This window comes from Roseibium aestuarii (genome assembly GCF_008477545.1).
Taxonomy (GTDB): Bacteria; Pseudomonadota; Alphaproteobacteria; order Rhizobiales; family Stappiaceae; genus Roseibium; species Roseibium aestuarii.
The window spans coordinates 107,417-134,210 of sequence record NZ_VORA01000005.1; the positions used below are offsets into that span (position 1 = coordinate 107,417).

Genomic DNA, 26,794 nt, shown 5'->3' on the forward strand with positions numbered 1-26,794 from the left:
CGGGATGACGAGTGAGGAGGAGCCCCGGATGACGCGGGAGAGGGAGATCTCCGGAACGGCGCAGAAAGACCGACGGCACGGGGCGTGCCCGTGCCGTCGATCGGGATCAGGACCGGTCTCAGCCGCCGAAGATCTCGGTGAACTTCATCTTGTCGGCCGCGTCGTTTTCAAGGGCGGCCTTCGGGTCGAAGTCGAGCAGCTTGATCTTGTCGCGGGCGGGGAAGCCGTCCGGCGCCGGAACGCTCGGGTCGGCGGGCAGGTAACCCATGGTGGCGGCGAGCTTCTGGCCTTCGGTGGAGATCAGGAAGTCGACGAAGGCCTTGGCCGCGTCCGGGTTCTTCGCGGTGGAGAGGATCGCGACCGGCTCGCTGACGGCGGAGACGCCTTCCTCGGGGAAGACGAACTCGACCGGTGCACCGTTCAGCTTCTCGCGGATGGGCAGGAAGTCGACGACGAAGCCATAGAGCTTCTCGCCACCGGCAATCGCCTTGTAGACGCCGCCATTGCCGCCCTGGGCAATGGCCCCCTGATCGGCGAGGCCTTCATAATAGGCCCAGCCCAGATCATCGCGGCCGGTGAGGGCGGTCATGTGGATGGTGGCGGCGCCGGAGGTGAGCGGCGAGGCCATCACGATCTTGTCCTTTGCTTCCGGCTTGAGCAGATCCTTGTAGGAGGTCGGCTTCATGGGCGCGCTGGTGTTGTACATGATGCCGGTCGTGATCAGCTTGGTGGAGAAGTAGGTCTTGTCCTTGTCCATCAGCGCCGGATCATAGGCGGAGACGTCGGCTGCCTCGTGCGCCATCAGACGGCCTTCGGCCTTCAGGCTTTCCATGGTGACCGTGTCGGCGATGAGAAGCACGTCCGGCTGGGGGCTGCCGGCTTCGAATTCGGCGCGCAGCTTGGCCATGATCTTGGTGGTGCCGTCGCGCACCCATTCCACGTCCACGCCCGGGTTGGCGGCCTTGAAGGCATCAACGGTTGCCTGGGCGTCGGCGTTGGGCTGGGAGGTATAGAGCACCAGCTTGCCATCGGCGGCGAGGGTCTGGCCTGCGGTGGCGGCGAGGAGCGTGGCCGCAATCAGAAGCTTCTTCATCTCGTAAGGTCCTTGTGATCCTTGCGCCGCCGGGGACGTGCGGCTGTGGGTGGACCTAGCAGGCTTTCATGACAGTTTTTGCAAGCCGGGCGCGAAGGCCGCTTGCAAGCTTTGCCAGCACGCGGGCGGACGGCAGGTGACGGGTCGATTTTGCACTGGCCGACGCCGGGGCTTTGGGCTATCAGACCCCATCAAATCCATTGAAATTCCCGAACAGGAGGCAGCACGTGTCCGAGGCAGTGACGAAGACGGCCGAGATCGGCTTGATCGGACTTGGCACCATGGGGGGCAATCTGGCTCTCAACATTGCCGAGAACGGCTTCCGCATCGCGGTCTGGAACCGCACCGTCGAAAAGACCGAGACCTTCCACGCCAAGGCCGGTGATCTGGCCGCCAATCTGGTGCCGACCAAGACCCTGGAAGAGTTCGTCCAGGCCATCGCCAAGCCCCGTGCGATCATCCTGATGGTTCCGGCGGGCGAGGCGGTCGATGCGCAGATCGAGGCGCTGAAGCCCCTGCTCGACGCGGATGACCTGATCATTGACGCGGGCAACGCCAATTACCACGAGACCAACCGGCGCGATGCGGCAGTAACCGCCGACAGCCCGCGCTTCATGGGGATCGGCGTGTCCGGTGGCGAGGAAGGGGCACGATTCGGCCCCTCCATCATGGCCGGCGGCCCGAAGAGCGCCTGGGAGCAGGTCGGTCACATTCTTGAAGCCATCTCCGCCAAGCACGAGGGCACGCCCTGTGCTGCCCACCTGGGCGAGGCCGGTGCGGGCCATCTGGTCAAGACCGTCCACAATGGCATCGAATATGCCGACATGCAGATGATCGCCGAAGTCTATGGCGTGATGCGTGACGGGCTGGGCCTCGATGCTTCCGAGATTTCCAAGGTCTTTGGCGCGTGGAACGAGGGCATCCTCCAGTCCTATCTGATCGAGATCTCCCACAAGGTAGCCGGCACGGCAGACCCGGACACCGGCAAGCCGATGCTCGACATCATTCTCGATACGGCCGGCCAGAAGGGCACGGGCCGCTGGACCGCCATCGAGGCGCTGATGCTGGGCACACCGGCGTCGGCCATCGAGGCTGCAGTGGCGGCGCGCAACATGTCGGCGCGTCTGGGCGAGCGCAAGGCAGGCCAGGCGGCCTTCGGCGCGGCACCGGGCAAGGTGCTGGGCGATGCGGTCTCGGCGAAGGATCTGGAAGCCGCGCTGGTGGCGGGCAAGATCATCTGCTACGCGCAGGGCTTCGGCCTGATCCTGGAAGCCGCCAGGCAGTATGGCTGGTCCATGCCCCTGCCGGAGATCGCAAGGATCTGGCGTCAGGGCTGCATCATCCGCTCGGCCATGCTGAACGACATGTCGGAAGCGCTGGGCGAAGACCCGGAGCGCAACCTGATGCTGGCGCCGTTCTTCGCGGAGAAGCTGAAGGAAACCCACGGCGCGCTGCGCAAGGTGGTGGCGCTGGGCGCGCTCAACGGCCTGGCCGTTCCGGCCCTCTCCGCCGCGCTGTCCTATTTCGACATCATGCGCACCGAACGCTCCACCGCCAACATGTTGCAGGGCCAGCGCGACTTCTTCGGCGCCCATGGCTTCGAGCGGACGGACAAGGACGGCAAGGGCTACCACGGCCCCTGGGCGATGAACACGGTCTGATCCGCATCATCGGTCGTCGACCACGCGAAAGGCCGGGCATCGCCCGGCCTTTTTTGCTGTGTGGTGGCTCATCATGGGGTTGAAACGAAACGTGCTCTCGTTCGGCGTGACGGTGGAGCGGCCCCGGCGGTCGCCCGGCTTCGGCGCCGAGGCTCAAGTGGCAGCAATGAATGCTTCCAGCTTGGCGAGGGTCTGGTGCCCCAGTTCGACCGCGCCGAAGCCCCTGGCCGTCTGATACTCGGCCTCGGTGGTGAAGATCATGCCCAGGGTGACGCGTGTCGAGCCGTCGGGCTGGGCCTCGAAGGATGCCCAGGCGTCGGCGTGTTTCGGGCCGTTTTCCCCCCAGAGCAGCGTGTAGCTCAGCAGGTCCGGGGCGCTGACAAGCGTGTAGAGATGATGATTGGGGTAGACCGTGCCGTCCGGGCCGATCATGTCGAAGAGCCATTCTCCGCCGGTGCTCAGGTCGATCCGGGTGGTGCGGCAGGAAAACCCGTCCGGGCCCCACCATTGGGGCAGGGTGTCCGGATTGACCCAGGTGCCCCAGACGATGTCCCGTGGTGCCGGGATCCGCCGCTGGAGGATCATGGTGCGATCGGCCATGCTTGCCATGTTGCCGAGGCAAGCACCATAGCCGGCCCGGTAGCCGCCGGTCATCTCGCTGTCGAGGGCGGAGATCTGGATGGTCAGGGTCAGACGGGTGCCCGTATCCCGGGCCTGGAGATCCGCTGTAATCAGGGCCGCAGACTGGATCACCCCGTCGCAGGTCATGACTTCGGAGCTGATGCTGCGGAGCTCCGGGGCGAGATCGAGCCAGCGGACGTCGCAGAGCATGTCCGGATGGCCCTCGGCCGAGCAGCGCGACACTTCGCGCCCGCCAACACGGGTGTCGGCCTCCAGAAAGTCCACGGTGACAGCAGGATAGGGTGGCGCCCAGAGCAGCCGGGCAGCCGGGGAGGTCCAGATCTGCCAGACCACGGAGGCCGGGGCGGCGAAGTCCCGTTCGAGGGTCAGGGTAGCGAAGCGTTCGGAGGAGAGAGCCTCCACGGCGGCGGACTGCTGCGTCATTCCTCTTGCTCCTTCATGGTCTGGTTCACCAGTGCCTCGAACCGGTCAAGTCGGGCGCTCCACAGGGCGCGCTGCTCGTCGAGCCAGGTTCTCGCTGGGGTCAGGGCCTCCGGCACGAGGGCGCAGGTGCGCACCCGTCCGTCCTTGGCGGATGTGATCAGGCCGGCGTCTTCCAGCACGCCGAGATGGCGCATGACCGTCGGCAGGCTGAGCCCCGTGGGTGCTGCCAGTTCGGTGACCGGGCACGGGCGCTCGGCCAGCCGGGACAGCATGGCGCGCCGGGTCGGGTCGGCCAGGGCATGGAAGAGCAGGGAGAGATCGGGATCATGCTTAGACATGTTGCTAAGTATTGACCGGGTCTGCTCCTGGCGCAAGAAAAACTTTGATGGTCAGCTAAGTGTCTGCCGCAGCCCCGGACAGGCGGATCCGTTCGGGGCGGTGCCTTGGCGGCGTCAGCTCCGGTTGGCCAGAACCACGCCGGCGGACATGACGAGGATGGCGACGAAGGTGGCGAGGCCCAGGCTTTCGCCCAGCAGGGGCACCGCGAGGAGGGCGGCCAGGGCCGGGGCGAGCGAGCCCACCGTGGCGCTGCGGGCGGCACCCAGGCGGGAGATCGCGAAGGCATAGCCGATGGTGGAGATGACGCCGACGCCGAGGCCCTGGATCAGCAGGAAGGGCAGGGCGCTGTGGAAGGTGATGGTGGAGAGGTGGCTGTCGACAAGGCCGCTCAGCATCAGCGGGATCTGGACCAGAAGCGACCCCACGGCCACCAGCAGGCCATTGGACACCGGGTCCAAGCCGGTGCGGCGCAGGCCGGTGGTGTAGACGCCCCAGATCAGGCTGGCGGCGAGCAGCAGGCCCATGCCACCGAGGCTTGCGCCCGACAGGGTGAGGCCCTGACCAAGCACGAGACCCAGCACGCCGAGGGCGATCAGCGCCAGTCCGCGGGCTTGCGCCCGGGTGATGGCGCGCCGTTCCACCAGCAGGCCGATGAGGGCGACCGACAGGGGCGAGGTGCCGGCCACCAGCGCGCCCACATGGGCAGCCGAGGTGGCGGCGGCGCCCGCCGAGGCGACGAAGAAGAAGGGCACGCCGCCCAGCAGCACCATGGCTGCGTCGCGCAGGCGGATGCGGCGGAAGGCCGTGACCGCACGCGGCAGCAGCGGCGCCAGGCAGATGACCGGCACGGCAAAGCGGATCAGGGCCACATCGGCGGTGGTGAGCGCCGAGGCGCCGATGGCGCGCATGGTGAGGGCGAAGGCAGCCCAGATGAGCACGACCACGCTGAGAACCGCATAGCCCGCCGCCGGGGTCTCGTGCCACCGGACACGGTGTGCCGAGCTGTCCAGGCCGGTGTCCAGGCTGGTGGCCAGGGAGGTGACGAGCGGGGTGTCGAGGGTCGCGTGGGACATGGTTCTGCCTTCCTGAAACGCCGCCATGCAAGGGGCGGGCGAGGCGGCAGATTATCCTTCTCCTTCAAGCCAGTTCTTGCTATCTCTGCCACAATTGAATGACATATTGGCAGGTTCTGCCAATTTTTCGGATTTTTGGGGCAGGTTTGCGAAGTCCGTTCCGGGGCTCGTCAAAGGGAGTGCGCGACATGGATGCGAAGGACCGGCAGATCATCTGGGCCCTGCAGGAAGAGGGGCGGCTCTCCAATCAGGATCTTTCCGAGCGGGTGTCCCTGTCGCCCTCGCCCTGCTTGCGGCGGGTGCGGCTGCTGGAAGACAGCGGGGTGATCCGGGGCTATACGGCCATCGTCGACGAGGAAGCCTATGGTCTGCCGATCACCGCCTTCGTGCGCATCCGGCTGGAGCGGCATTCCAAGGCTAGCGTCTCGGCCTTCGAGCAGAAGGTGCGAACCCTGGATGCGATTCAGGACTGCTACGTGATGACCGGCGAGGCGGACTATCTGCTGCGGGTTCTGGTGAAGAGCCTGAAGGACTACGAGCAGTTCGTGCGCAACCAGCTGCACAATATCGAAGGGGTGGCGGCCATCGACACCAGCTTTGCCTATGGCACGGTGAAGCGCTCGACGGTGTTTCCCAAGGTGTGAGCGGCCCTTGCCGGTGCCTGACGTTGAGACAGTTTGCGCGTTGGCCCCCTATGCAGCGCGCTCTTCAGCCTTCATGTTGTTTCCAAAGCCCTTTTGAGGAGAAGGGTGCAAGGGAGGAACCACATGCGTGCTGCGGTCATTCGCGCTTTCAACGAAGATCTGTCTCTGGAAACCGTTGCCGATCCGGCCTGCCCGGATACGGGCGTGGTGCTGAAAGTTTCGGCCTGCGGGGTCTGCCGGTCGGACCATCACGGCTGGTCGGGGGAACATCCCCGGGTGAAGCCGGGGGCGATCCTCGGTCATGAATATTGCGGCGAGGTGGTCGAGGCCGGACGGCTGGCCAGCTACAAGGTGGGCGACAAGCTGATCGCGCCCTTCATTCTTGCCTGCGGCCGCTGCCAGGCCTGCAAGATGGGCGTCTCCCAGACCTGCCCGGACCAGGTGGCGCCGGGCTTCACCTGTCAGGGCGCCTACGCGGAATATGTGGCCGTGCCCTTTGATCACAATCTGGTGCGCCTGCCCGACAGCCTGTCGCCCCGGCTCGCCGCCGGGCTCGGGTGCCGGGTGACCACCTCCTGGCATGCGCTGACCGACCGGGCGGCGCTGCGCCCGGGCGAGTGGCTGGCGGTGCATGGCACCGGCGGCATCGGTCTGGCCGCCGTGGTGCTGGGCAAGGCTTTGGGCGCGCGGGTCATCGCCGTCGACATCGTGGCCGAGAAGCTGGAACTGGCCCTGAAGCTCGGGGCGGAGGCTGCCGTCAACGCGTCAGAGGTCAACGCGGCCGAAGCGATCCGCGAGATCACCGGCGGCGGGGCGCAGGTGTCCATGGAAGCGCTCGGGGTCACGGCCACCGCCAATGCCTCGATCGAATGTCTGGGCCAGCTCGGGCGGCACATTCAGGTGGGCATGCCGGTGGGCAAGACGGCGCGCATGGAACTCAACATGAACGCGGTCTACATGAAGAACCTGGCGCTCTTCGGCTCGCGCGGCATGCCGAGCTGGAAATATCCCTCGCTGCTGGAGCTGATCGAGCGCGGCGAGGTGGACCTGTCGCCCATGGTCTCGCGGGAGATCGGACTTTCCGGCGCCAGTGCCGAACTCAAGGCGATGAACGGCCCCACCCCTCCCGGCACGGCGGTGATCACCGATTTTCTGAACTGAGGAGAGGGGCTCGCGTCGCTCCGTTCCTTGACGTGTTCCAGGGCCCTTCTCTTGTCATCCCTGCGCAGGCAGGGATCCGGTAACCGGCTGCGCTGATGGTCTTTTCCGGTCTCTGAGGGTGGTGAGTACTGGATCCCCGCCTTCGCGGGGATGACGGAGGAGAGGGGTATGGGGATGACGGAGGAGAGGGTGTTGTCGGGCCCGGGTTCTGGATCCTCGGGACGAGCCCGAGGACGACGATCGAGAGGGGGCGCCGGAGGGGCCGGGGAGAAGGGGGCGTGGTGGCGCGCGACGTTCCGGGCCTTGAGCGTTACTGGGCGAGGCCGAGGTTCTCGAGGTGGCGGATGGAGCGGGGGACGTCGTTCTGGTCGCGCAGTTCGAGGATCAGGCGCGGCTGGCTCGTCAGGCGGGTGAGGGCGGCGAAGATCGCCGGGAAATTGACCGTGCCCAGACCGAGGGACCAGTGCCGGTCCGCATAGCCGTCGGCGTCCTGAAGATGCACGTGGCGCAGCAGGTTGCCGGCGGCCAGCACATGGGCGTCGACCGGCGGAGCGCCCGTGGCGCCATGGGCATAGTGGGCGTGACCCGTGTCGAGGGAGACGCCGACCACCGGGGTGTCGAAGCTTGCGGCGAGTGCCACCCGGTCACCCGGGTTGCGGTCCTCGATGTTCTCGATCACCAGTTCGCAGCCGATGTCGCTGGCGCGGCGCACGGGATCGGCAAGGGTCTCATGGCAAAGGGCGATCGCCCGGGCGTTGCCCGGATCGAAGAAGGGGGCATTGTGGGCGCCCCAGGTGGTGAAGGGGCTGTGGATGACCATCTGGGTGGCCCCGAGCGCTTCGCAGATTTCCAGACCCTGCAGCAGGCGGCGGGTCACGACGGCACGGATGGCCGGATCGGGGCTGGCGATGGAGAAGCCCCAGAACGGACCGTGGATGCCGAGGCGACCCGTGTAGGGGGGCAGCAGCGCCCGGATCTCGTCGACGCGCGGACGCCAGTCCCCGTCCAGCAGGTCGGCGGAGATGAAATCCTGGATCTCCAGATCCCGGTTCTTCTCCAGGATGAGATCGAGGTGGGTCTTCAGGCCGGGCAGGGTGAGGGCGGCGCCGACAATTGGCAGGTCAGTCATGAAAGGGGCCTCGCATGGATCGTCCGCGAAATGACGGAGACGGCTCCATAAACCCCTTTCATGACAGGCGTGCAATGCCCCTGCGTGAGGCGGGTGTCCGATCCGTCACATTGCTCACGTCACATGGCACCCGTCACACTCAATCCGTCAGGTTCGATCCGTCATTGGCGGATCAGTAGCCCCGTGTCCGGTCCACCCGGCTGGCGGGAAGGGTGCCGGTTGCCCACCAGGTGCGGATGTTTTGCGCCACCACCGCGGCCGAGGAGGCCCGCGTCGTTGGTCCGGAAATGTGGGGCAGAACGGTGACGGAGGGATGCTGCCAGTAGGGATCGGCCGCGCCTAAGGGCTCGCGGGCGAAGACGTCGAGCACCGCGTGGCCGATCTGGCCGCTGTCGAGGGCGCGCAACAGGGCGGCATCGTCGATGAGCGGGCCGCGGGCGAAGTTGATGAGCTGCGCGCCGCGGGGCATGAGGCCCAAGGTCTCGTCGTTCAGGATGCCGCGGGTGTCCGGCGTCAGGGGCATCAGCATCACGGCGATGTCGGTGCGGGAGAGCACCTCGCGCAGGCCGTCGGCCCCGGAATGGCAGGCGACGCCGGGAATGTCCTTGGGGCTGCGGCTCCAGCCCTGGACCTGAAAGCCCTGGGCGAGCAGGCGGGCGGCGGCGACGGAGCCGAGATAGCCGAGGCCGAGCAGGGTGACGCGGCGCTCGCCGGCCGGCACATAGTCCAGATCCTGCCAGATGGTCTTGCGCTGCTGGCGCGCATAGGCGGGCATGTCGCGGTGCAGATAGAGGGTCCAGGCAAGGACCGCCTCGGCCATGATGTCGGCCATGTTCGGGTCGGACAGGCGCACGATCTCCAGATCCGGGCGCTGCAGCTCTTCGACCAGACGCTCCACGCCGGCCCAGAGGCTGTGCACCCATTTCAGCCGCGGCAGGGTGTCGAGCTGGGCCGGGTCCGGATTGGCGACGATGGCGACCTCGGCCAGGGCGCGTTCCTCGGCGCTCAGGTCCTCGAAGGCGCGCACGATGGCCGTGCCTTCGAAAGCCTCGGTGAGGGCGCTGGTCCAGGTCTCGTCCCGGTGTTCCGGACGGCGGGCCAGCAGGGGCAGGACGGGGAGAGAGGGGCGGGAGGTGCTCATGCTGCGAAGATCCCGCTGGTGTCGGCAAAACCCTTGACCTCGATCGGATTGCCGGAGGGATCGCGGAAGAACATGGTGCGCTGTTCGCCGGGTTTGCCGGCAAAGCGGGTCATGGGCGGAAACTCGAAGGCAATTCCGGCCTCTTCAAGCCGTGCGGCGAGGGCGTTGAAACTCGCCAGATCCAGGATCACGCCCAGATGGGGCATGGGGACCATGTGATCGCCCACCTTGCCGGTGTTGGTTGTCTTGAAGGGTTCACCGAGATGCAGCGATATCTGATGGCCGAAGAAGTCGAAGTCGACCCAGGTCTGCGTGGAGCGTCCCTCGGCGCAGCCCAGCACGCCGCCATAGAAGGCGCGGGCCGCGTCCAGATCGGTGACGTGGTAGGCGAGATGGAAACAGGAGGGCATGGCACTCATCGATGGCTGGAGGGCGACCCGAAGCGGATCGGGACTGATTGTGTGCCCGCAAATCTGCTGACACGTCAAGGCGATGGGGCCGGCATGCGCTGACGGCCTCCCGAAAGAGCGCAGAATTCCGCCACAATTTCGGAACCAATCGGGCGCTCTTGCGTTCAAATTTCGGCCGCCGATGAGGGCTCCAGATTCAGGTAAGTCATTCAAGGTATTGAAAACAGGCTCTCATAGTGTATTGTTCCAATCCATCAGATGCGATTTTGATGCCGAAAATACTCATCAGAATGAACGAGCTCGGCGTTCGCATACCTGAAAATTCTGGATCGGTTTGCCATGGGGGACTTGCTGTTCTGAAGACAGCCCTGTCTATCGGGAATACGTTCCCCTGAACCGGCAGAGGCTCTCGATCCGACACCTCTTTTTCCCAAATAACAACAAGCCTGTCTGGATGACATAAAGTTGTTTCCAGAGCGGGCCTGCTGTTGTCCTGAAAATCGACTGCTGAGGAGAAATCAGATGAAGAAACTGTTCCTGGCCGCGGCTGCGGCGACCCTGTCCATGGGGGCGTCCGGTGCAATGGCTGCCGAAGACTGCGGCACCGTGACCGTGGCCGAGATGAACTGGGCTTCCGCTGGCGTTATCGCGCAGATTGACAAGATCATTCTGGAAGAGGGCTACGGCTGCAAGGTCGAGCTGGTCACCGGCGACACCATGCCGACCTTCACCTCCATGAGCGAGAAGGGCGAGCCGGACATGGCGCCCGAGCTCTGGATCAACGCGTTCCGCGAGCCGCTGGACAAGGCCGTGGCCGAAGGCACCCTGGTGATCGGCGGCGAAGTGCTGCTGGATGGTGGCGTCGAAGGCTGGTGGGTGCCGAAGTACCTGGCCGAAGAACACGGGATCAAGACCGTCGAGGACGCGTTCAAGCATCCGGAACTCTTCCCGGGCGCCGAAGACGAAAGCAAGGGTGCTTTCTTCAACTGCCCGGCAGGCTGGAACTGCCAGATCACCACGGCCAACCTGTTCAACGCCTATGGCGGTCCGGACGCGGGCTTCGAGCTGGTGGACTCCGGCTCTGCTGCCGGTCTTGACGGCTCCATCGCTCGCGCTTTCGAGCGCAAGGAAGGCTGGCTGGGCTACTACTGGGCGCCGACCGCCATTCTCGGCAAGTACGAGATGACCCTGCTGGACTTCGGCGTCGAGCATGACAACGAAGAGTGGAACCGCTGCACGGTGGTCGCCGACTGTACCGACCCGAAGAAGAACTCATGGGTGAAGTCCGAAGTCTTCACGGTCCTGTCCCCGAGCTTCGTCGAGAAGGCCGGTGTGGCGGTCGATTACGCCAAGGCGCGCGCCTGGCGCAACGAGACCTGCAACAAGGTCCTGGCCTGGATGACCGAAAATCAGGCCACCAACGAGGATGGCGCCTACTACTTCCTGGAAAACTTCGAGGACGTGTGGACCCAGTGGGTCTCCACCGAGGTCGCCGAGAAGATCAAGGCTTCGCTCTGATCTGACGCTGCGGGGCGCCTGAGCTGCGCCCCGCACCTGCCCAAGCCCGCAGCCGGAGCCTCTTGCCCCGGTTGCCTGTCCGTCTCATCCGGAACGTCAGGAAAAACAATATGGACTGGATCGAATTTCCGTCCCTCGGCCGCCGGGATCTGCGCGATCTGCGCCTGACCATCGACGGCGCCTTCCGCGAATTCACGCGCGCCTATGGGCCGACCCTCGAACGGGCCTTCGAGCCGCTCGAGGACTTTCTCGTCTGGCTCGAACATCTGCTTATCGAAAGCCCCTGGCCGCTGGTCCTCATCGGCATCGTCGGCATCGTCTTCCTCCTCAGCCGCAATGTCAGGATCGCGGCGGGCGCCACGCTCGCCCTGCTGGCCATCGGCTATTTCGGCATGTGGGAAGACACCATGCGCACCATCGCGGTGGTGACGGTCTGCACGATGGTTGCGGTGATCATCGGCATTCCCATCGGTATCGCCATGGCGCGTTCGGACCGCATGCAGGGGATCATCAATCCGATCCTCGATCTCATGCAGACCATGCCGAGCTTCGTCTATCTCATTCCCGTGGTGATGATCTTCGGCCTGGGCAAGGTGCCCGGCGTGATCGCCGTGGTGGTCTATGCCATTCCGCCGATGATCCGCCTGACCAACCTGGGCATCCGGCTCGTCGATCCGGCGGTGCTGGAAGCGGCTGATGCCTTCGGCTCGTCGAGCTTCCAGAAGCTGAGCAAGGTGCAGCTGCCGCTGGCCCTGCCGACGATCATGGCCGGGATCAACCAGTGCATCATGATGTCGCTCGCCATGGTGGTGGTCGCCTCGATGATCGGCGTGAAGGGCCTCGGCCAGCCGGTGCTCCAGGCCATCAACAACCAGTATTTCACCATGGGTGTCATGAACGGTCTGGCCATCGTTGCCATCGCCATCATCTTCGACCGCGCCACCCAGGCCTATGGCAAGCGCCTGCAGAAACACTCGGAGGTGATCCATGGCTGATGCAGCTCTCGCCAACGGGGCGAGCGAGGAGGAGCGGGTGGCACATGGCGTCGAGATCCGCAACCTCTACAAGATCTTCGGTCCCAACGGAGCGGAGATGGTGGAGAAGGTCAAGGGCGGCATGTCCAAGACCGAGCTCAACGAGAAGCACAATCACGTGCTGGGCCTGAACGACATCAACATCTCCATGCCCGGCGGGCAGATCCAGGTGGTGATGGGGCTGTCGGGCTCAGGCAAGTCCACGCTGATCCGCCACATCAACCGGCTGATCGATCCCACCGCGGGCGAGGTGCTCTACGGGGATCAGGACGTCTGCGCGATGAACGCGAAGGAGCTGCGGGAATTCCGGCGTCACAAGACGGCGATGGTGTTCCAGAAATTCGCGCTCCTGCCCCATCGGACGGTGATCGAGAACACGGTCTATGGTCTGGAAATCCAGGGCGTGAACCGGCGCACCGCCCGCAAGGCGGCTGCGCGCTGGATCGCCCGGGTGGGCCTCGAAGGCTTCGAGGACCACTATCCCAACCAGCTGTCAGGCGGCATGCAGCAGCGTGTGGGTCTGGCCCGGGCGCTGACCAATGACGCGGACATCCTGCTCATGGACGAGGCCTTCTCGGCCCTCGATCCGCTGATCCGGGTCGACATGCAGTCGGTGCTGCTCGACCTTCAGGCGGAACTGCGCAAGACCATCGTCTTCATCACCCACGATCTGGACGAGGCTCTGCGCCTGGGGGATCGCATCGCCATCCTGCGGGACGGCGCGGTGATCCAGCAGGGCACGGGGCAGGAAATCGTGCTGCGTCCGGCCGATGAATACATCTCCAACTTCGTTCAGGAAGTGAACCGGGCCCGGGTGATCTTCGTCGACACGATCATGGATCGGGGCGAGATCGTGGAAGGGGCACCGGAGCTGCGCCAGCGCATGCTGCTGGAAGATGCGGCCAAGCTCTTTGCCGAAACCGGTCAGGACCGGGCGAACGTTCTGGACAAGACGGGCCGGCCGATCGGGTCGGTCAGCCTGCAGAGCACGATCTCGGCCATGGTGACGCCGAACACCCACTGACCGGGCCGGACGTCCGGACCGCTGACATGAAAAACCCCCGGAAAGGAAGGTCTGTCGACCGTTCGTTTCCGGGGGTTTTTCTCTTCCGGTCGATGGGGCTGACCTTGCAGGCCGATCTGGGGGGCTGATCTGGCGTCAGCGTTCCGTGAAGATCGTGCGCATGGCGCGGGTGACCGGGTGCAGCAGATAGCGCAGGATCGACTTGGATCCGGTGACGATCTGGGCGTTGACCTGCATGCCGGGGCGGACGGGGCGCTGGTTCGCGCCCTCGCCGATGGTGTTGCCCGTGAAGGCAACGATGGCCTTGAAGTAGTATTCGCCTTTCTCGTTCTCGAAGCTGGAGGCGGAGATGGTCTCCACCTGACCCTTGATCGTGCCCTGGATATTGGGGTCATAGCTGGTGATAGTGATCTCGGCCTCGTGGCCGACCTCGATGTGGCCGATGTCCTTCGGATCGACCTTCACCTCGGCGACGAGCTGCTCGCTGATGGGCACGATCTCGGCGATGAGATCGCCGGGATTGACCACCGCGCCGCGACCGGACTGTCCGACCAGCTGGATGTAGCCGTCGATGGGCGCCTTGACGAAGAGGCGGCTCTGCCGGTCCTTCAGCTTGGCGGCCTCCTGGGTCAGCTCGTTGCGCTCCTGGGCGATGCGGGCCCGTTCGTCGGCGACGTCGCGGTTGACCACGGCTCCTGCCTGCGCGAGGCCCGCCTGGGCTTCGGCCAACATCTCGCGGGCGGTCTCCAGATTGCCGGCGGTCTGCTGACGGTTCAGCAGCGCGCGCTGATATTCGGTCTGGGCATCGAGATAGCGGCGGCGGGAGGTGAAGCCGTCCTTGAGCAGACCTTCCTGAATCTCGAACTTCTGCCGTTCCAGATCGACCTGGGCATCCTGCAGGGTGATCTGCATCTGCAGGCTGGCGATCTCCGCCTGTTTCTGGGCGACGCGGGCGGCAAGGCCGGCCTGTTCGTCGGAAAGGGCCTGACGGTTTGCCCGCAACGCGTCGCGCTGCTGGTCGCTCAGCTCGTTCAAGGAGGATTGCAGCCGCAGCCCGACCTTGACCCCCTCGTCATATTCCTGGGCCTGAAGGCGTTCTTCCTCCAGGGCGAGGTAGCGCATGCGGCTCTCGATGCGGGCAAGCTCTGCGGTGGTGTCTTCCTTCTCCAGCCGGGCGAGCGGCTGGCCGGCGGTCACGAAGTCGCCCTCGCGCACCATGAGTTCCTGCACGATGCCGCCTTCCAGATGTTCGACGGCCATGATGTTGCCGGTGGGCTTGATGTCGCCGACCGTGTTGGCCACTTCGCGGATCTCGCCGATGGAGGCCCAGACGAGCAGGGTGACCGTGGTCAGCGTCAGGCCGTAGAGCAGGCGGGAATAGATCTGGGGTGGCGCGCCGTCCTCCAGTTCCAGAGGCAGGTTCACCGAGCCATACATGGCCTGCTGCAGGGCGGTCTTCTTCTGGGTCATCTGCTGATGTCCTCTTTCGCGTCGTCTCTGGCCTAGCGGCTCATGATGTCGTCAAGGACCTCGTCGGGCGGTCCATAGATGGTCAGCTGGCCGTTCTGCAGATAGGCGACCTTGTCGGCGAGCCGCATGTGGCTCGGCCGGTAGGTGGTCATGATCACGGTGGCGGTGCCGCGCATCTTCTCGATCTTCTCCACCAGCAGCTTGTCGCCGGCCTGATCGAGGCTGCTGCCCGGATTGTCGAGCAGGTAGATCGGCGCCGGGCGCAGGAAGGTGCGGGCCAGAAGCATGAGCTGCTTCAGGTTGTCGGGCATGGCCTGCATCAGGGTGCCGGTCAGGCGGGTTTCCAGACCTTCGGGCAGGAAGTCGGGATAGTTGTGCAGCCCGAAGTCCTTGAACACCTCCAGCACCTGGGCGTCGTCGGCCTGGGGATCGGCCATGCGCAGGTTCTGGGCCACCGTGCCATAGAAGAAGTCGAACTCGTCGGGCGCATAGCCGATGCAATAGCGCCATTCGCCCGGGTCGAGCTGGCGGATGTCCAGGTTGTCGACGAGGATCGCGCCCATCTGGGTGGGATAGAGCCCGAGGATCGCCTTGAGCAGGGAGGACTTGCCCGATCCGCTGGGGCCGGTGATCGCCAGAACCTCGCCCTTGGGGATTTCCAGCGACAGGTTCTTCAGTGCCGGTTCCTGACGGGTGGGATAGCGCAGCAACAGGCCGGAGACGCGCAAGGTGCCCTGGAGCGAGCGCTGCAGGCTGGGCAGGGCACCGGGTTCGCGCTCTAGCGGCACGCGGAACAGGCCGTCGATACGCTCGATGGTCTGCTGCACCTGACCGAGCTGTGTGAGGCTGAGGAAAGCCTGATGCATGGGGTTGAGAGAGCGCCAGGACAGGGCCATCACGGCGATCAGCGCACCGGCGGTCATCTGGCCATCGAGGACCCGTATGGCCCCGAAGGCGAGAACCGCCACCCCGCAGGAGGTCATCATGGTCTGGGACAGGATCTGGATGATTGCCGAGAGGTGGCGGGTGCGCAGGTTCTTCTGGGCGAAGTCGGAATAGATCGTCCGGTATTTCTCCAGCCACACGTCATTGGCCGACAGGCTGCGGATGGCCCGGTTCTTGGTCAGGCTTTCGACGGTGATGTTCTGCAGGCGCGACTTGGCTTCCCCGGTCACGGCAATGGCCCGTTTCATGCGCGGCACGAGGAAATAGCCCGCCAGCACATAGCCGAAGAGAAGACCAGCCGGCAGCAGGGACAAGGTGCCGCCGATGATCGCCAGGGCGACGATGAAGATCGCCGAGAAGGGCAGGTTGATCAGCGCATTGGCCAGGTTGCTGTGAAAGATCTCGCGCACCCCGTCGAACTGGCGCAGGCGGGTGATCTGGGCGCCGATGGGGGCGTTAGAGGTGACCGGCAGGGGCATGTGCAGGAAGTGCCGGAAGGTGGAATTGGTGATCACGTTGTCGAGGCGCGTGCCGAAATAGGCCTGCAGGCGCGACTTCGTGTGCTTGGTCAGGGCGTCAAGGGCGAAGATCAGCAGGATGCCGATCAGCAGGGTCACCAGCACCGACATGGACTTGGCACCCATCGCCTTGTCGTAGATGGTCATGGTGAAGATGGGCAGGGCGAGCGCCAGGAAGTTGCTCAGCAGGCCGATCAGGAACAGCTTCGCCAGCGTGCCGCGGAACTGGTGTGCCAGACGCGAGGACCAGTGCTTGAACTGGGCCTGGCTCTTGAAGGTCTGGGCGTTGTCCGACATCAGGTAGAGCGTGCCGCGGAGCTTGCCACCCGAGGGCAGGCACTGCTCTGCCTTGCTGCGTCCGCTGTAGGCGAGAAGATCCCCCGCTTCGGTCTTGCCCAGAAGAACGAGAATGTCGTCCTCCGTCTCGAAGAGGCAGGGGAAATACTCCGGCGTGAGGGCGCCGGGCGACTTGCGCGAGGGTGTGGTCGCGTAGTTCAGCCGCGCTAGGATTGCCCGAAGGCCGTAAATGCTGGCGACGGGCTCGAGATGGGGAAGCGCCTCGAAGAGGTGTCGCTCCAGCCCGTCCCACTTCAGGGCGCGCAGAAGGGGCAGCAGACAGTTTTCCGCCGGTGTGCTTTCACCCTCCTTGCCGCCGGTTCTCTGGTGCAGGCGCAGGTCGAGGTCGGCCACGGCGCGGCGTGGGCCGGTCGTGTCACGGGTCATCTGCGGTTCGGAAAAGGCACTGATGGACATGGCTCAGCGCTCCTTCCGGGGCGGGGCGTAATAGCCCGATGCGGTTGAGGCTCCGCTCATGGACATGGTGAGGGAGGGGGGCAGGGTGGGACCCTGAGCGCCAGGCTGTCCGGAGTCGTCCGTCCTCGGCATTCCAGCCGGTTTGTCGGCCGGCGGCGGCGCCAGGCGGCCGCGTTCCAGGCGGATCTCCCGGTCGGCTATGGCCCGGAAGGAGGGGCGGTGGCTGGCGAGCAAGATGGTCAGCTGACCCTTGATGCGCGTCAGGCCCTGCAGCAACCCGGCTTCGCCCGGCATGTCGAGCACGCCATTGGCATTGTCGAGCAGCAGGATCTCCGGTTCGGAGGCAAGCGCGCGGGCGATGGCAATGCGCTGCAGGAAGGAAGCGGTGAGGTTCTCGTCCAGACCGGCGCCCAGCATGGTGTCATAGCCCTGGGGCAGCAGGTGGATGTCGCGTTCCAGCCCGATCAGGTCCGCGGCGAGGCGGGCCTTGTTCGGATCGGCGCGGGAGCCGAAGAGGGTGAGGTTCTGCAGGATGGTGCCGGTGAAGACCTGCGCTTCCTGGCCCACATAGGCGATGCGCCGGCGCAGGCTCTGGTGGTCGTCGCCGAAGAGGTCCAGATCATCGATCAGCACCTTGCCGGAGGTGGGCTGCATGTCGCCGCTGATGAGGCGCAGCAGAGCCGAACGGCCCGAGCCGTCGGGGCCGGCCAGAGCCACGGTCTCGCAGGCCTCGATGCGGATCTCGCTGTCGGACAGGTCGAGGGGGACGCCGCTCTTGCCTTCGCAGGACACGCGCTGAAGGGTGATATGGCCCTCGATCGCTGCGGCGGTCTCGGGATAGGCGTCTTCCGGCGGCAGCTCGAACAGGCGGCTTGCCTCCCGGTGGTCGTGATTGATGCGCTGCATGTCGGTCCAGTAGTTCACGCCACGCAGCAGGGGCTGCATCACCTGACCGGCGAGAAGCGTGCAGGCGGCGACCGCGCCGATGCTGAGCTGCTCGTGAATGACGAGGACCGCCCCCACGGCGACGATGAAGACGGTCGTCAGGCCGGTGAAGAGGGTGGAGATGTCGCGGGCGTTGTTGGACCACTCGATGTAATTCTGCCCTTCCTCGGAGACGGTGCGCTGAAGGCGCTCGAAGCGGCGCATGATCATCGGCTCCAGGGCCATGGCCTTGATGGTGGTGAGGCCGGCCAGAACTTCCAGCAGGAAGTCGTACTTGCGCTGATCGAGCTGGGCCCGGCTTTCGACCAGTCCCTGCAGCCTGCCGTTGATGGAGGAGGTGAGCAGGGTGAAAACGAGGATGAGCGCGATGGGCACGAAGCCGATCGGTCCGCCGATGACGAAGAGAAGGGCCAGGAAGATCAGGCTGGCGGGCAGGTCGATCACGAGAAGCCGGGAGGGGCTGGCATAGTGATCCGCGAGCGATTGCAGCGCCTTCAGCTCCTCGATCTGGCGCGAGACGCTCATGCGGGCGCGGGTTTCCGAGCGGGCGTAGAGGATCCGCCGCATGGCCTCCATGTGGGCCTTGTGGCTGAAGCTCGCCGCGAGCCAGGAAACGACAAAGCCGCGCATGATCTTGAGGGTCGCGTCCAGAAACAGCACCGCCACGACACCGATGGCCAGAACCAGCAGGGTGTCCGTCGACTTGTTGGGCAGCACCCGGTCGTAAACCTGAAGGATGGTGAGAGGCAGGGCCAGGCCGAGCAGGACCGTGAGCGCGGAGGCGCTGAGGACCGACCAGGGAAGGCCAGGAGTCTCAATAACCTCGCCGGTCTGGGATGCGGTGACTCTGATCTTGGGGAGTGTAAAATTACGTAGAGATAAATTACGATATATACTCATAGATCGCCTCCGAAATCTCATCAGAGCATCAATTTCTTTCCTGATCGTTTATCTCGCTTTATGTAAAAATTTACCCAGTCCACTGTTTTGCGCAATTTATGGATATTTATTACAAGGGTACATCTCTTGGCGTTTGCGCGTAACTGCGCAAATATTGGAATGAATATTCCGCCTCAGGAGAAGTCCGTTGAGCAACACTGACACCGATCCGGCTGCCGCAACGTCCACCACGACCAACACGACGGTGTCCGCATCCTCGACGGAACCCTCTTCGCAGACCGGCGGGCCGGTCGTCTCGGACGACGTGGCGCGTACCGGCGCCCAGTCTGCCGACCCGTATCGGGCGACGGAAACCAACGACTACAGCGTCTCGCTCACCGAGGGGGACTCGTCGGAAGCGACCGTTTCCAACCTGTTCCAGCAGGTGCCGCTGGATGACGAGGGCGGCGAGGTCATCCAGGCGGAGGAGGCCGGCTCGGAGGCCCAGGCCGCACCGGCCGGCGATGCGACGCTCGACGGCTCGGCCGATGTGAGCGGCGGGGGCACGGGCGATGGCCAGGCACCTCTGGAGCTCAACGGCGGTATCGAGGCAACGGCCGCCGATGCGGGCGATGCCACGGCCGGGGTCGGCCTGAACGCGGCGCCGGAAGGCGACGGACTGCCCCAGTTCGATCTGGGCGGTGACGGCGCCTCCGCCGAGGGCGGCGAGGCCGGGCCGGGTGCCGGCGGCGGCGGCGTGCCTGATGGCGATCCGGCGGTGAACAGCGTGATCGGCGACGTGGTCGACGTGGATGACACGGCCAATGCGTTTTCCGAGGATGCCCCTGCAGGCACGGTTGTCGGGCTGACGGCGCTCGCCGTCGATCCGGATGGCGACACGGTGATCTACACCATCGATGATCCGCGCTTCGCCATCGATCCGACAACGGGTCTGGTGACCATCGCCGAAGGGGCGGAGTTCGACGCGGAAACCGAAGGCAGCGTGAGCGTCATTGTCACGGCCACATCGTCCGACGGGTCCAGCTCCTCGCAGACCTTCGTCTTCACCGTGGGCGATGCGGACGAGGCCGATGTGGGCCCCGTCTCCGACACGGATGCGAGCGCCAACAGCTTCGCCGAGGACGCGGCTGCCGGCAGTGCCACCGGGCTGACCGCCTTCGCCGACGACCCGGATATCTCCGACAGCGTCACCTATGCGATCGACGACCCGCGTTTCGACATCGACCCGACCACAGGCGTGGTTACGGTTGCCGAGGGCGCGGTCTTCGACGCCGAGACGGAAGGCAGCATCACGGTCGTGGTGACGGCCACCTCGACGGATGGCTCCCAGTCGACGGAAACCTTCGTCTTCACGGTCACCGATGTGGATGAGTTCGATGTGGGCCCGGTCACGGATGTGGACGGGACCGAGAACACGGTCGCCGAGAATTCCGCCGGGGGCACGGCGGTCGGCATCACCGCCTTCGCCGAGGATGCGGATGCGACCGATACGGTGACCTATTCCATCACCGACACGCGCTTCGACATCGACCCGACCACGGGTGTCGTGACGGTTGCCGATGGGGCGGTGCTGGATGCGGAGACGACCTCGAGCATCGATCTGGTGGTGACGGCAACCTCGACGGATGGCTCGACCTCTCAGGCGACCTTCACGATCACCATCTCGGATGAGAACGAGTTTGCGATTGGCCCGGTCACGGATGTGGACGGGACCGAGAATACGGTCGCCGAGAATTCCGCCGGTGGCACGGTGGTCGGCATCACGGCCTTCGCCGAGGATGCGGATGCGACCGATACGGTGACCTATTCCATCACCGACACGCGCTTCGTCATCGATCCGACCACGGGTGTGGTGACGGTGGCCGACGGGGCGGTGCTGGATGCGGAGACGACCTCGAGCATCGACCTGGTGGTGACGGCCACGTCGACGGATGGTTCGACCTCTCAGGCGACCTTCACCATCACCATCTCGGATGAGAACGAGTTTGCGATTGGTCCTGTGTCCGACGTGGATGGGACCGAGAACACGGTTGCCGAGAACTCCGCCGGGGGCACGGTGGTCGGCATCACGGCCTTCGCCGAGGACGCCGATGCGACGGATACGGTGACCTATTCCATCACCGATACCCGCTTCGTCATCGACCCGACCACGGGTGTGGTGACGGTTGCCGATGGGGCGGTGCTGGATGCGGAGACGACCTCGAGCATCGATCTGGTGGTGACGGCGACGTCCACGGATGGTTCGACCTCTCAGGCGACCTTCACGATCACCATCTCGGATGAGAACGAGTTTGCCATCGGCCCGGTCACGGATGTGGACGGGACTGCCAATGCGGTGGCCGAGAATTCCGCCGGGGGCACGGTGGTCGGCATCACGGCCTTTGCGACGGATGCCGATGCGACGGATACGGTGACCTATTCCATCACGGACACCCGCTTCGTCATCGACCCGAATACGGGCGTGGTGACGGTTGCCGATGGGGCGGTGCTGGATGCGGAGACGACCTCGAGCATCGATCTGGTGGTGACGGCGACGTCCACGGATGGTTCGACCTCTCAGGCGACCTTCACGATCACCATCTCGGATGAGAACGAGTTTGCCATCGGCCCGGTCAGCGATGTGGACGGGACCGAGAACACGGTCGCCGAGAACTCTGCCGGTGGGACGGTTGTGGGCATCACCGCCTTCGCTGAGGATGCGGATGCGACGGATACGGTGACCTATTCCATCACCGACACCCGCTTCGACATCGACCCGAATACGGGCGTGGTGACGGTTGCCGATGGGGCGGTGCTGGATGCGGAGACGACCTCGAGCATCGATCTGGTGGTGACGGCGACGTCCACGGATGGTTCGACCTCTCAGGCGACCTTCACGATCACCATCTCGGATGAGAACGAGTTTGCCATCGGCCCGGTCAGCGATGTGGACGGGAGCGAGAACACGGTCGCCGAGAACTCTGCCGGGGGCACGGTGGTCGGCATCACCGCCTTCGCCGAGGATGCGGATGCGACCGATACGGTGACCTATTCCATCACCGACACGCGCTTCGTCATCGATCCGACCACGGGCGTGGTGACGGTCGCCGATGGGACCGTGCTGGATGCGGAGACGACCTCGAGCATCGATCTGGTGGTGACGGCCACGTCCACGGATGGTTCGACCTCTCAGGCGACCTTCACGATCACCATCTCGGATGAGAACGAGTTTGCCATCGGCCCGGTCACGGATGTGGACGGGACCGAGAACACGGTCGCCGAGAATTCCGCCGGGGGCACGGCGGTCGGCATCACCGCCTTCGCCGAGGATGCGGATGCGACCGATACGGTGACCTATTCCATCACCGACACGCGCTTCGACATCGACCCGACCACGGGTGTCGTGACGGTTGCCGATGGGGCGGTGCTGGATGCGGAGACGACCTCGAGCATCGATCTGGTTGTGACGGCGACGTCCACGGATGGCTCGACCTCTCAGGCGACCTTCACGATCACCATTTCCGACGAGAACGAGTTTGCCATCGGTCCTGTGTCCGACGTGGACGGGACGGAAAACACGGTTGCCGAGAACTCTGCCGGTGGGACGGTTGTGGGCATCACGGCCTTCGCTGAGGATGCGGATGCGACGGATACGGTGACCTATTCCATCACCGACACCCGCTTCGACATCGACCCGAATACGGGCGTGGTGACGGTTGCCGATGGGGCGGTGCTGGATGCGGAGACGACCTCGAGCATCGATCTGGTGGTGACGGCGACGTCCACGGATGGTTCGACCTCTCAGGCGACCTTCACGATCACCATCTCGGATGAGAACGAGTTTGCCATCGGCCCGGTCAGCGATGTGGACGGGACGGCGAACCGGATCAGCGCCTCCGCGACCGGCGGCACGAACACCGGTTTGACGGCCTTGGCCTCGGATCAGGATGTCAGTGACACGGTGTCCTATTCCATCGATGACGCCCGTTTTGTCATTGATCCGACGACCGGTGTGGTGACCGTTGCCGATGGCGCGGTCTTCGATGCCAATGTGGAACCGACGGTCACCGTGACGGTGACGGCAACCTCGACGGACGGGTCCTCGTCCACCCAGAGCTTCGACATCGAGATCTCCGAGCCGGTCGGTCCGGTGTCGGATGTGGATGCGAGTGCCAACACGGTGGCGGAGAATTCCGCCGGTGGCACAGTGGTGGGCCTGACGGCCTTCGCCAATGATCCGAACCCGGGCGATACTGTGACCTATTCGATCACCGACGCGCGCTTCGTGATTGACCCGAACACCGGTGTGGTCACCGTCGCGGACGGGGCGGAGATCGATTTCGAGGCAACGCCGACCATCGATCTGGAGGTGACGGCAACCTCCACCGATGGCTCGAGCTCCTCGGCGATCTTCACCATCAACGTGAGCGACGTGAACGAGGATATCAGTACGGTCGTCGACACGGATACGGGTGTGAATGCGGTGGCCGAGAATGGCACCGGCGGCGAGTATGTCGGCATTACCGCCTTCGCCAGCGACCCGGATGCGGTCGACACGGTGACCTATTCGATCACCGATGCCCGCTTCGTGATTGATCCGACCACGGGCGTCGTGACCGTGGCCGACGGGGTGTCCTTCGACCACGAGGCGACGCCGACCGTGGATCTGGAGGTGACGGCCACGTCGTCCGACGGCTCGACGGCGACGGAGACCTTCACGGTCACCATCACCGACGTGAACGAGGCGCCGGACCTGGTGGTCAACGCGGAAATGTCCGGCCAGGAATTCCTGGTGAATGGCAGTTTCGAAGTCTTTGCCGGCATGCTCGACGGCACGCCGGGGCAGGGCTGGTACGAGAACCCGGACAGCATCGAGGGCTGGGACAGCTACACCAATGTGGATGTGCACCAGAGCGGTCACTACAATTTCGGGGCAACCGACGGGTCCCATCACCTGGATCTCTCGGCGCGCCAGAACGGCACGATCTCCCAGACGATCGAAGGCCAGCTGGACGGACATGTCTATGAGCTGAGCATGGATCTGAAGAGCCGTGGCGCCATTGGCGAAAGCGTGGCCGAGATCTACTGGAATGGCGAGTTGCTGGCGACCATCGACCCGGCCGTGACGGGCGTGGACTGGCAAACCTTCACCTTCAACGTGGTCGGCGGCGCGGGGGATGGCACCAACACGCTGACCTTCGTGGAAATCGGGACGAACAATCTGGCCGGCACCTTGATCGACAGCGTGTCGATCCAGTCCGGATCGACCATCTCGGTGGCGGAGGAATATGCCGGTGCGGAGATCGTGGCGCTGTCCGTGGTCGATCCGGATGATGGCGACAGCCACAGCTTCACCGTCTCCGACGACCGGTTCGAGGTGGTCGCGACGGGGTCGGGTTACATGCTCAAGCTGAAGGACGATCAGGCATTCGACTACGAGACCGAGCAGAGCGTCACCGTGATTGTGACCGTGACCGACAGCGGCGGATTGTCGGACGCGGAAACCATCCAGATCGAGGTGAGGGACGTGAACGAATGGGCGATCGGCCCGCTGACGGATGTCGATGCCAGCGCGAATGTGGTGGCGGAGAATTCGGCGGGCGGAACGGTCGTCGGCATTACGGCCTTTGCCGAGGATCAGGATGGCACCGACACGGTGACCTATTCCATCACCGACACGCGCTTTGTCATCGATGCCAATACCGGGGTGATCACGGTGGCGGACGGGGCCGTTCTTGATGCGGAAGCCACGTCGTCCATCGACATCGAGGTCACGGCCACCTCGAGCGACGGGTCAAGCGTCACGGAGACGTTCACCGTCAACATCACCGATGTGAACGAGTTCGCCATCGGTCCGTTGAGCGATGTGGATGCCTCGGCCAATCTCATCGCGGAAGGCTCGGCAGGCGGAACGGTCGTCGGGATCACGGCCTTCGCCCAGGATCCGGACGCGAGCGACACGGTGACCTATTCCATCACCGACACGCGTTTCGTCATCGATGCGAACACCGGGGAGATCACTCTGGCGGACGGCGTGGATCTCGACTTCGAAACGACGCCGAGCATCGATCTTCTGGTCACCGCGACGTCCAGCGACGGGTCGACCTCCTCGCGCAGCTTCACCATCAATGTGGGGGATGTGAACGAGGCGCCGGATCTGGTCGTCGGCGATCCGGTGGGCTCTCACAACTACATCGTCAACGGCAGCTTCGAGCAGTTCCAGTCCTCCGGTCAGGAAAGCGGTTATGGCAACAGCCGCTGGTACGGCAGTGCCATCGTCAATGGCTGGAGCACGGAAGCGGACATTCATTCGAGCGGCTGGGACAACAATCTCGGCACCACGGACGGGGATTATCGCCTCGATCTGGCCAATGCCTCGAACAATGGCTACGCCTATCAGGACGTGCAGGGTCTCGCCGATGGCGAAACCTATCGCCTGAGCTTCGACCTGCGTCATCGCGGCGAGGTTGGGGATGCGGTCGTCCGGGTGTTTTGGGGCGGTGTGCTGGTGGCGGAAATCGCGCCGCTGGCCACCAGTTCCGACTGGCAGAGCTATGCCTTCGAGGTGACCGGCGGGGCAGGCGACGGCACCGACCGGCTGCGCTTCGAGGAAGTGGGCACCGACAACTACAAGGGCACGCAGATCGACAGCGTGTCGCTCGTGGACGTGAGCGACATCACGGTGGCCGAAAACCGGGAAGGCGAGGGGCTCGTCGCCCTTTCGGTCGTCGATCCGGATGCGGGCGACACGCACACGTTCACGCTCTCTGACAGTCGCTTCGAGGTGGTTGTCAGCGATGGCGCCTATCTGCTGAAGCTCAAGGACGGCATCGCGCTTGACTATGAAAGCGAACCGTCGGTGACCGTGACGGTGACGGCAACCGACAGCGGCGGCCTTTCCGACACGGAAGTGATCGAGATCCGCGTCATCGATCTCGATGACGGATCGCCGATCATGGGTACGGAAGAGTTCATCCATGTGGGTGATACGACGGCGCTGAACCTGGCCGATGATCTGACCCTGTTCGAAGGCGTGGATGTTTCCGTCGGGCAGATCCTGAACGGGGACATCACCCTGACGTCGCTGCTCGATGTGAACGACGGTCTGGCGACGCTTGACGCGGCCGCCCAGCTTCTCGCTGACACGGGGGATCTGACCTACAACGCCCTGACTGGCGTGTCGGGGGCGCTGAGCTTCGATTTTGACCGGGACATTTCGAGCGTGTCCTTCGAGGTGTCCGATCTCTACTCCGGGCTACTGGGCATCGGCACCGAGCGCGGCTCCTGGGAGATCTATGATGACGGGGTTCTGGTCGGCAGCGGCAGCTTCTCCGGCACCGGATCTGGCATGGACACGATCAACATCGACACCGGCGTTCTGTTCGACCAGGTGGTGCTGACGGCGGATGCCTCGACCCTCGGACTTGGATCGACCTACACTTTCGAGCAGATCCTCTACACGGATGTGGATCTGACGGTGGGGGGCAATGACACCCTGCACGGCTCGACGGGAGACGACCAGATCTATGGCCTGAGCGGTCAGGACACGATCTATGGCCATGCGGGCGACGATCTGATCGTCGGCGGCACCCGCGACGACACGCTTTATGGTGGCGACGGGTCGGACACCTTCCTCTACCAGATGGGGGATGGCGACGACACGATCCACGGCGGCGCCGGTGCAAGCTGGATCGACATGATCGACCTGAATGACGGAGCGCAGGCGCTCGGCACCTACGGGTCCGACTGGAGCGTGACGGTGACCGACGGCTCCATCACCGGCGTCGACATGGTCAATGGCGAGATCTCGCTGAGCGATGACGCCGCCGGCTACATCGATCTGGCCGATGGTTCGCGCATCGATTTCACGGAGATCGAGAGCATCCAGTTCTAGGGCGAGCGGATCGGATGCAGGAGACAGGGCGGTCCTTCGGGGCCGCCCTTTTTCATGGCGCGGTGAGGGGCGCTGGTTCCTGACGCAGCCGGGTCTGC

At 64.7% G+C, this 26,794-nt stretch carries 17 protein-coding genes; 7 read left to right on the top strand and 10 right to left on the bottom strand.

Going from position 1 to position 26,794, the window contains the following annotated elements:
• Positions 1-118: 118 nt before the first annotated feature.
• Entirely contained in the window at positions 119-1,093 is a 975-nt protein-coding gene (locus FR728_RS15975) for an ABC transporter substrate-binding protein (RefSeq protein ID WP_149893741.1), read from the bottom strand.
• Positions 1,094-1,320: 227 nt separating this feature from the next.
• On the opposite strand from FR728_RS15975, the gene gndA reads away from it, so the two are divergent.
• Positions 1,321-2,754, top strand: coding sequence for an NADP-dependent phosphogluconate dehydrogenase (gene gndA / locus FR728_RS15980; RefSeq protein WP_280115352.1), 1,434 nt, complete (start codon positions 1,321-1,323; stop codon positions 2,752-2,754).
• A gap of 153 nt (positions 2,755-2,907) precedes the next feature.
• On the opposite strand, the gene FR728_RS15985 is transcribed toward gndA, so the two are convergent.
• The 3 genes from FR728_RS15985 to FR728_RS15995 form a co-directional block, all read right to left on the bottom strand.
• The gene (locus tag FR728_RS15985) at positions 2,908-3,819 is read right to left on the bottom strand and encodes an SRPBCC domain-containing protein (protein WP_149893742.1); all 912 of its coding nucleotides are present in this window, start codon (positions 3,817-3,819) and stop codon (positions 2,908-2,910) included.
• On the bottom strand, positions 3,816-4,157 hold the full coding sequence (locus tag FR728_RS15990) for an ArsR/SmtB family transcription factor (RefSeq protein WP_149893743.1): 342 nt from the start codon (positions 4,155-4,157) through the stop codon (positions 3,816-3,818). Before FR728_RS15990 ends, FR728_RS15985 begins: the two co-directional genes overlap by 4 nt.
• A gap of 114 nt (positions 4,158-4,271) precedes the next feature.
• A complete protein-coding gene (locus FR728_RS15995) occupies positions 4,272-5,231 on the bottom strand; it encodes a DMT family transporter (protein WP_149893744.1) in 960 nt (319 codons plus the stop codon).
• 188 nt (positions 5,232-5,419) lie between these two features.
• Here FR728_RS15995 and FR728_RS16000 point away from each other — a divergent pair, with 188 nt between their 5' ends.
• Positions 5,420-5,875 carry an Lrp/AsnC family transcriptional regulator gene (locus FR728_RS16000; RefSeq protein WP_149893745.1) on the top strand — a complete coding sequence of 152 codons (456 nt, stop codon included), beginning with the start codon at positions 5,420-5,422 and terminating at the stop codon, positions 5,873-5,875.
• A 123-nt stretch (positions 5,876-5,998) separates the two neighbouring features.
• A complete protein-coding gene (locus FR728_RS16005; protein ID WP_149893746.1) occupies positions 5,999-7,036 on the top strand; it encodes a zinc-dependent alcohol dehydrogenase family protein in 1,038 nt (345 codons plus the stop codon).
• Between the two features lie 310 nt (positions 7,037-7,346).
• On the opposite strand, the gene FR728_RS16010 is transcribed toward FR728_RS16005, so the two are convergent.
• The 3 genes from FR728_RS16010 to FR728_RS16020 form a co-directional block, all read right to left on the bottom strand.
• A complete protein-coding gene (locus tag FR728_RS16010; protein ID WP_149893747.1) occupies positions 7,347-8,165 on the bottom strand; it encodes a sugar phosphate isomerase/epimerase family protein in 819 nt (272 codons plus the stop codon).
• 172 nt (positions 8,166-8,337) lie between these two features.
• Positions 8,338-9,306: a 2-hydroxyacid dehydrogenase gene (locus FR728_RS16015; RefSeq protein ID WP_149893748.1), complete on the bottom strand. Its 969-nt coding sequence runs from the start codon at positions 9,304-9,306 to the stop codon at positions 8,338-8,340.
• A complete protein-coding gene (locus tag FR728_RS16020) occupies positions 9,303-9,716 on the bottom strand; it encodes a VOC family protein (protein WP_149893749.1) in 414 nt (137 codons plus the stop codon). Before FR728_RS16020 ends, FR728_RS16015 begins: the two co-directional genes overlap by 4 nt.
• A 522-nt stretch (positions 9,717-10,238) precedes the next feature.
• Between FR728_RS16020 and FR728_RS16025 the strand changes: the two genes are divergently transcribed.
• From FR728_RS16025 to FR728_RS16035, 3 genes are all read left to right on the top strand, one after another.
• On the top strand, positions 10,239-11,234 hold the full coding sequence (locus FR728_RS16025; protein ID WP_149893750.1) for an ABC transporter substrate-binding protein: 996 nt from the start codon (positions 10,239-10,241) through the stop codon (positions 11,232-11,234).
• Between the two features lie 110 nt (positions 11,235-11,344).
• Positions 11,345-12,229 (top strand): ABC transporter permease, encoded by an 885-nt coding sequence (locus tag FR728_RS16030; RefSeq protein ID WP_149893751.1) that lies wholly within the window; start codon positions 11,345-11,347, stop codon positions 12,227-12,229.
• Positions 12,222-13,292 carry a quaternary amine ABC transporter ATP-binding protein gene (locus FR728_RS16035; protein ID WP_149893752.1) on the top strand — a complete coding sequence of 357 codons (1,071 nt, stop codon included), beginning with the start codon at positions 12,222-12,224 and terminating at the stop codon, positions 13,290-13,292. The genes FR728_RS16030 and FR728_RS16035 overlap by 8 nt, the downstream gene beginning before the upstream one ends.
• A gap of 135 nt (positions 13,293-13,427) precedes the next feature.
• On the opposite strand, the gene FR728_RS16040 is transcribed toward FR728_RS16035, so the two are convergent.
• The 3 genes from FR728_RS16040 to FR728_RS16050 are packed head-to-tail and all read right to left on the bottom strand — an operon-like array spanning position 13,428 to position 18,823.
• Positions 13,428-14,762, bottom strand: coding sequence for an HlyD family type I secretion periplasmic adaptor subunit (locus FR728_RS16040; RefSeq protein ID WP_149893753.1), 1,335 nt, complete (start codon positions 14,760-14,762; stop codon positions 13,428-13,430).
• 32 nt (positions 14,763-14,794) lie between these two features.
• Positions 14,795-16,978: a peptidase domain-containing ABC transporter gene (locus tag FR728_RS16045; protein WP_149893754.1), complete on the bottom strand. Its 2,184-nt coding sequence runs from the start codon at positions 16,976-16,978 to the stop codon at positions 14,795-14,797.
• Positions 16,979-16,981: 3 nt separating this feature from the next.
• On the bottom strand, positions 16,982-18,823 hold the full coding sequence (locus FR728_RS16050) for a peptidase domain-containing ABC transporter (protein WP_188318932.1): 1,842 nt from the start codon (positions 18,821-18,823) through the stop codon (positions 16,982-16,984).
• A 187-nt stretch (positions 18,824-19,010) separates the two neighbouring features.
• Between FR728_RS16050 and FR728_RS16055 the strand changes: the two genes are divergently transcribed.
• Positions 19,011-26,696 carry a cadherin domain-containing protein gene (locus FR728_RS16055; RefSeq protein ID WP_149893756.1) on the top strand — a complete coding sequence of 2,562 codons (7,686 nt, stop codon included), beginning with the start codon at positions 19,011-19,013 and terminating at the stop codon, positions 26,694-26,696.
• The last annotated feature ends 98 nt before the right edge of the window (positions 26,697-26,794 follow it).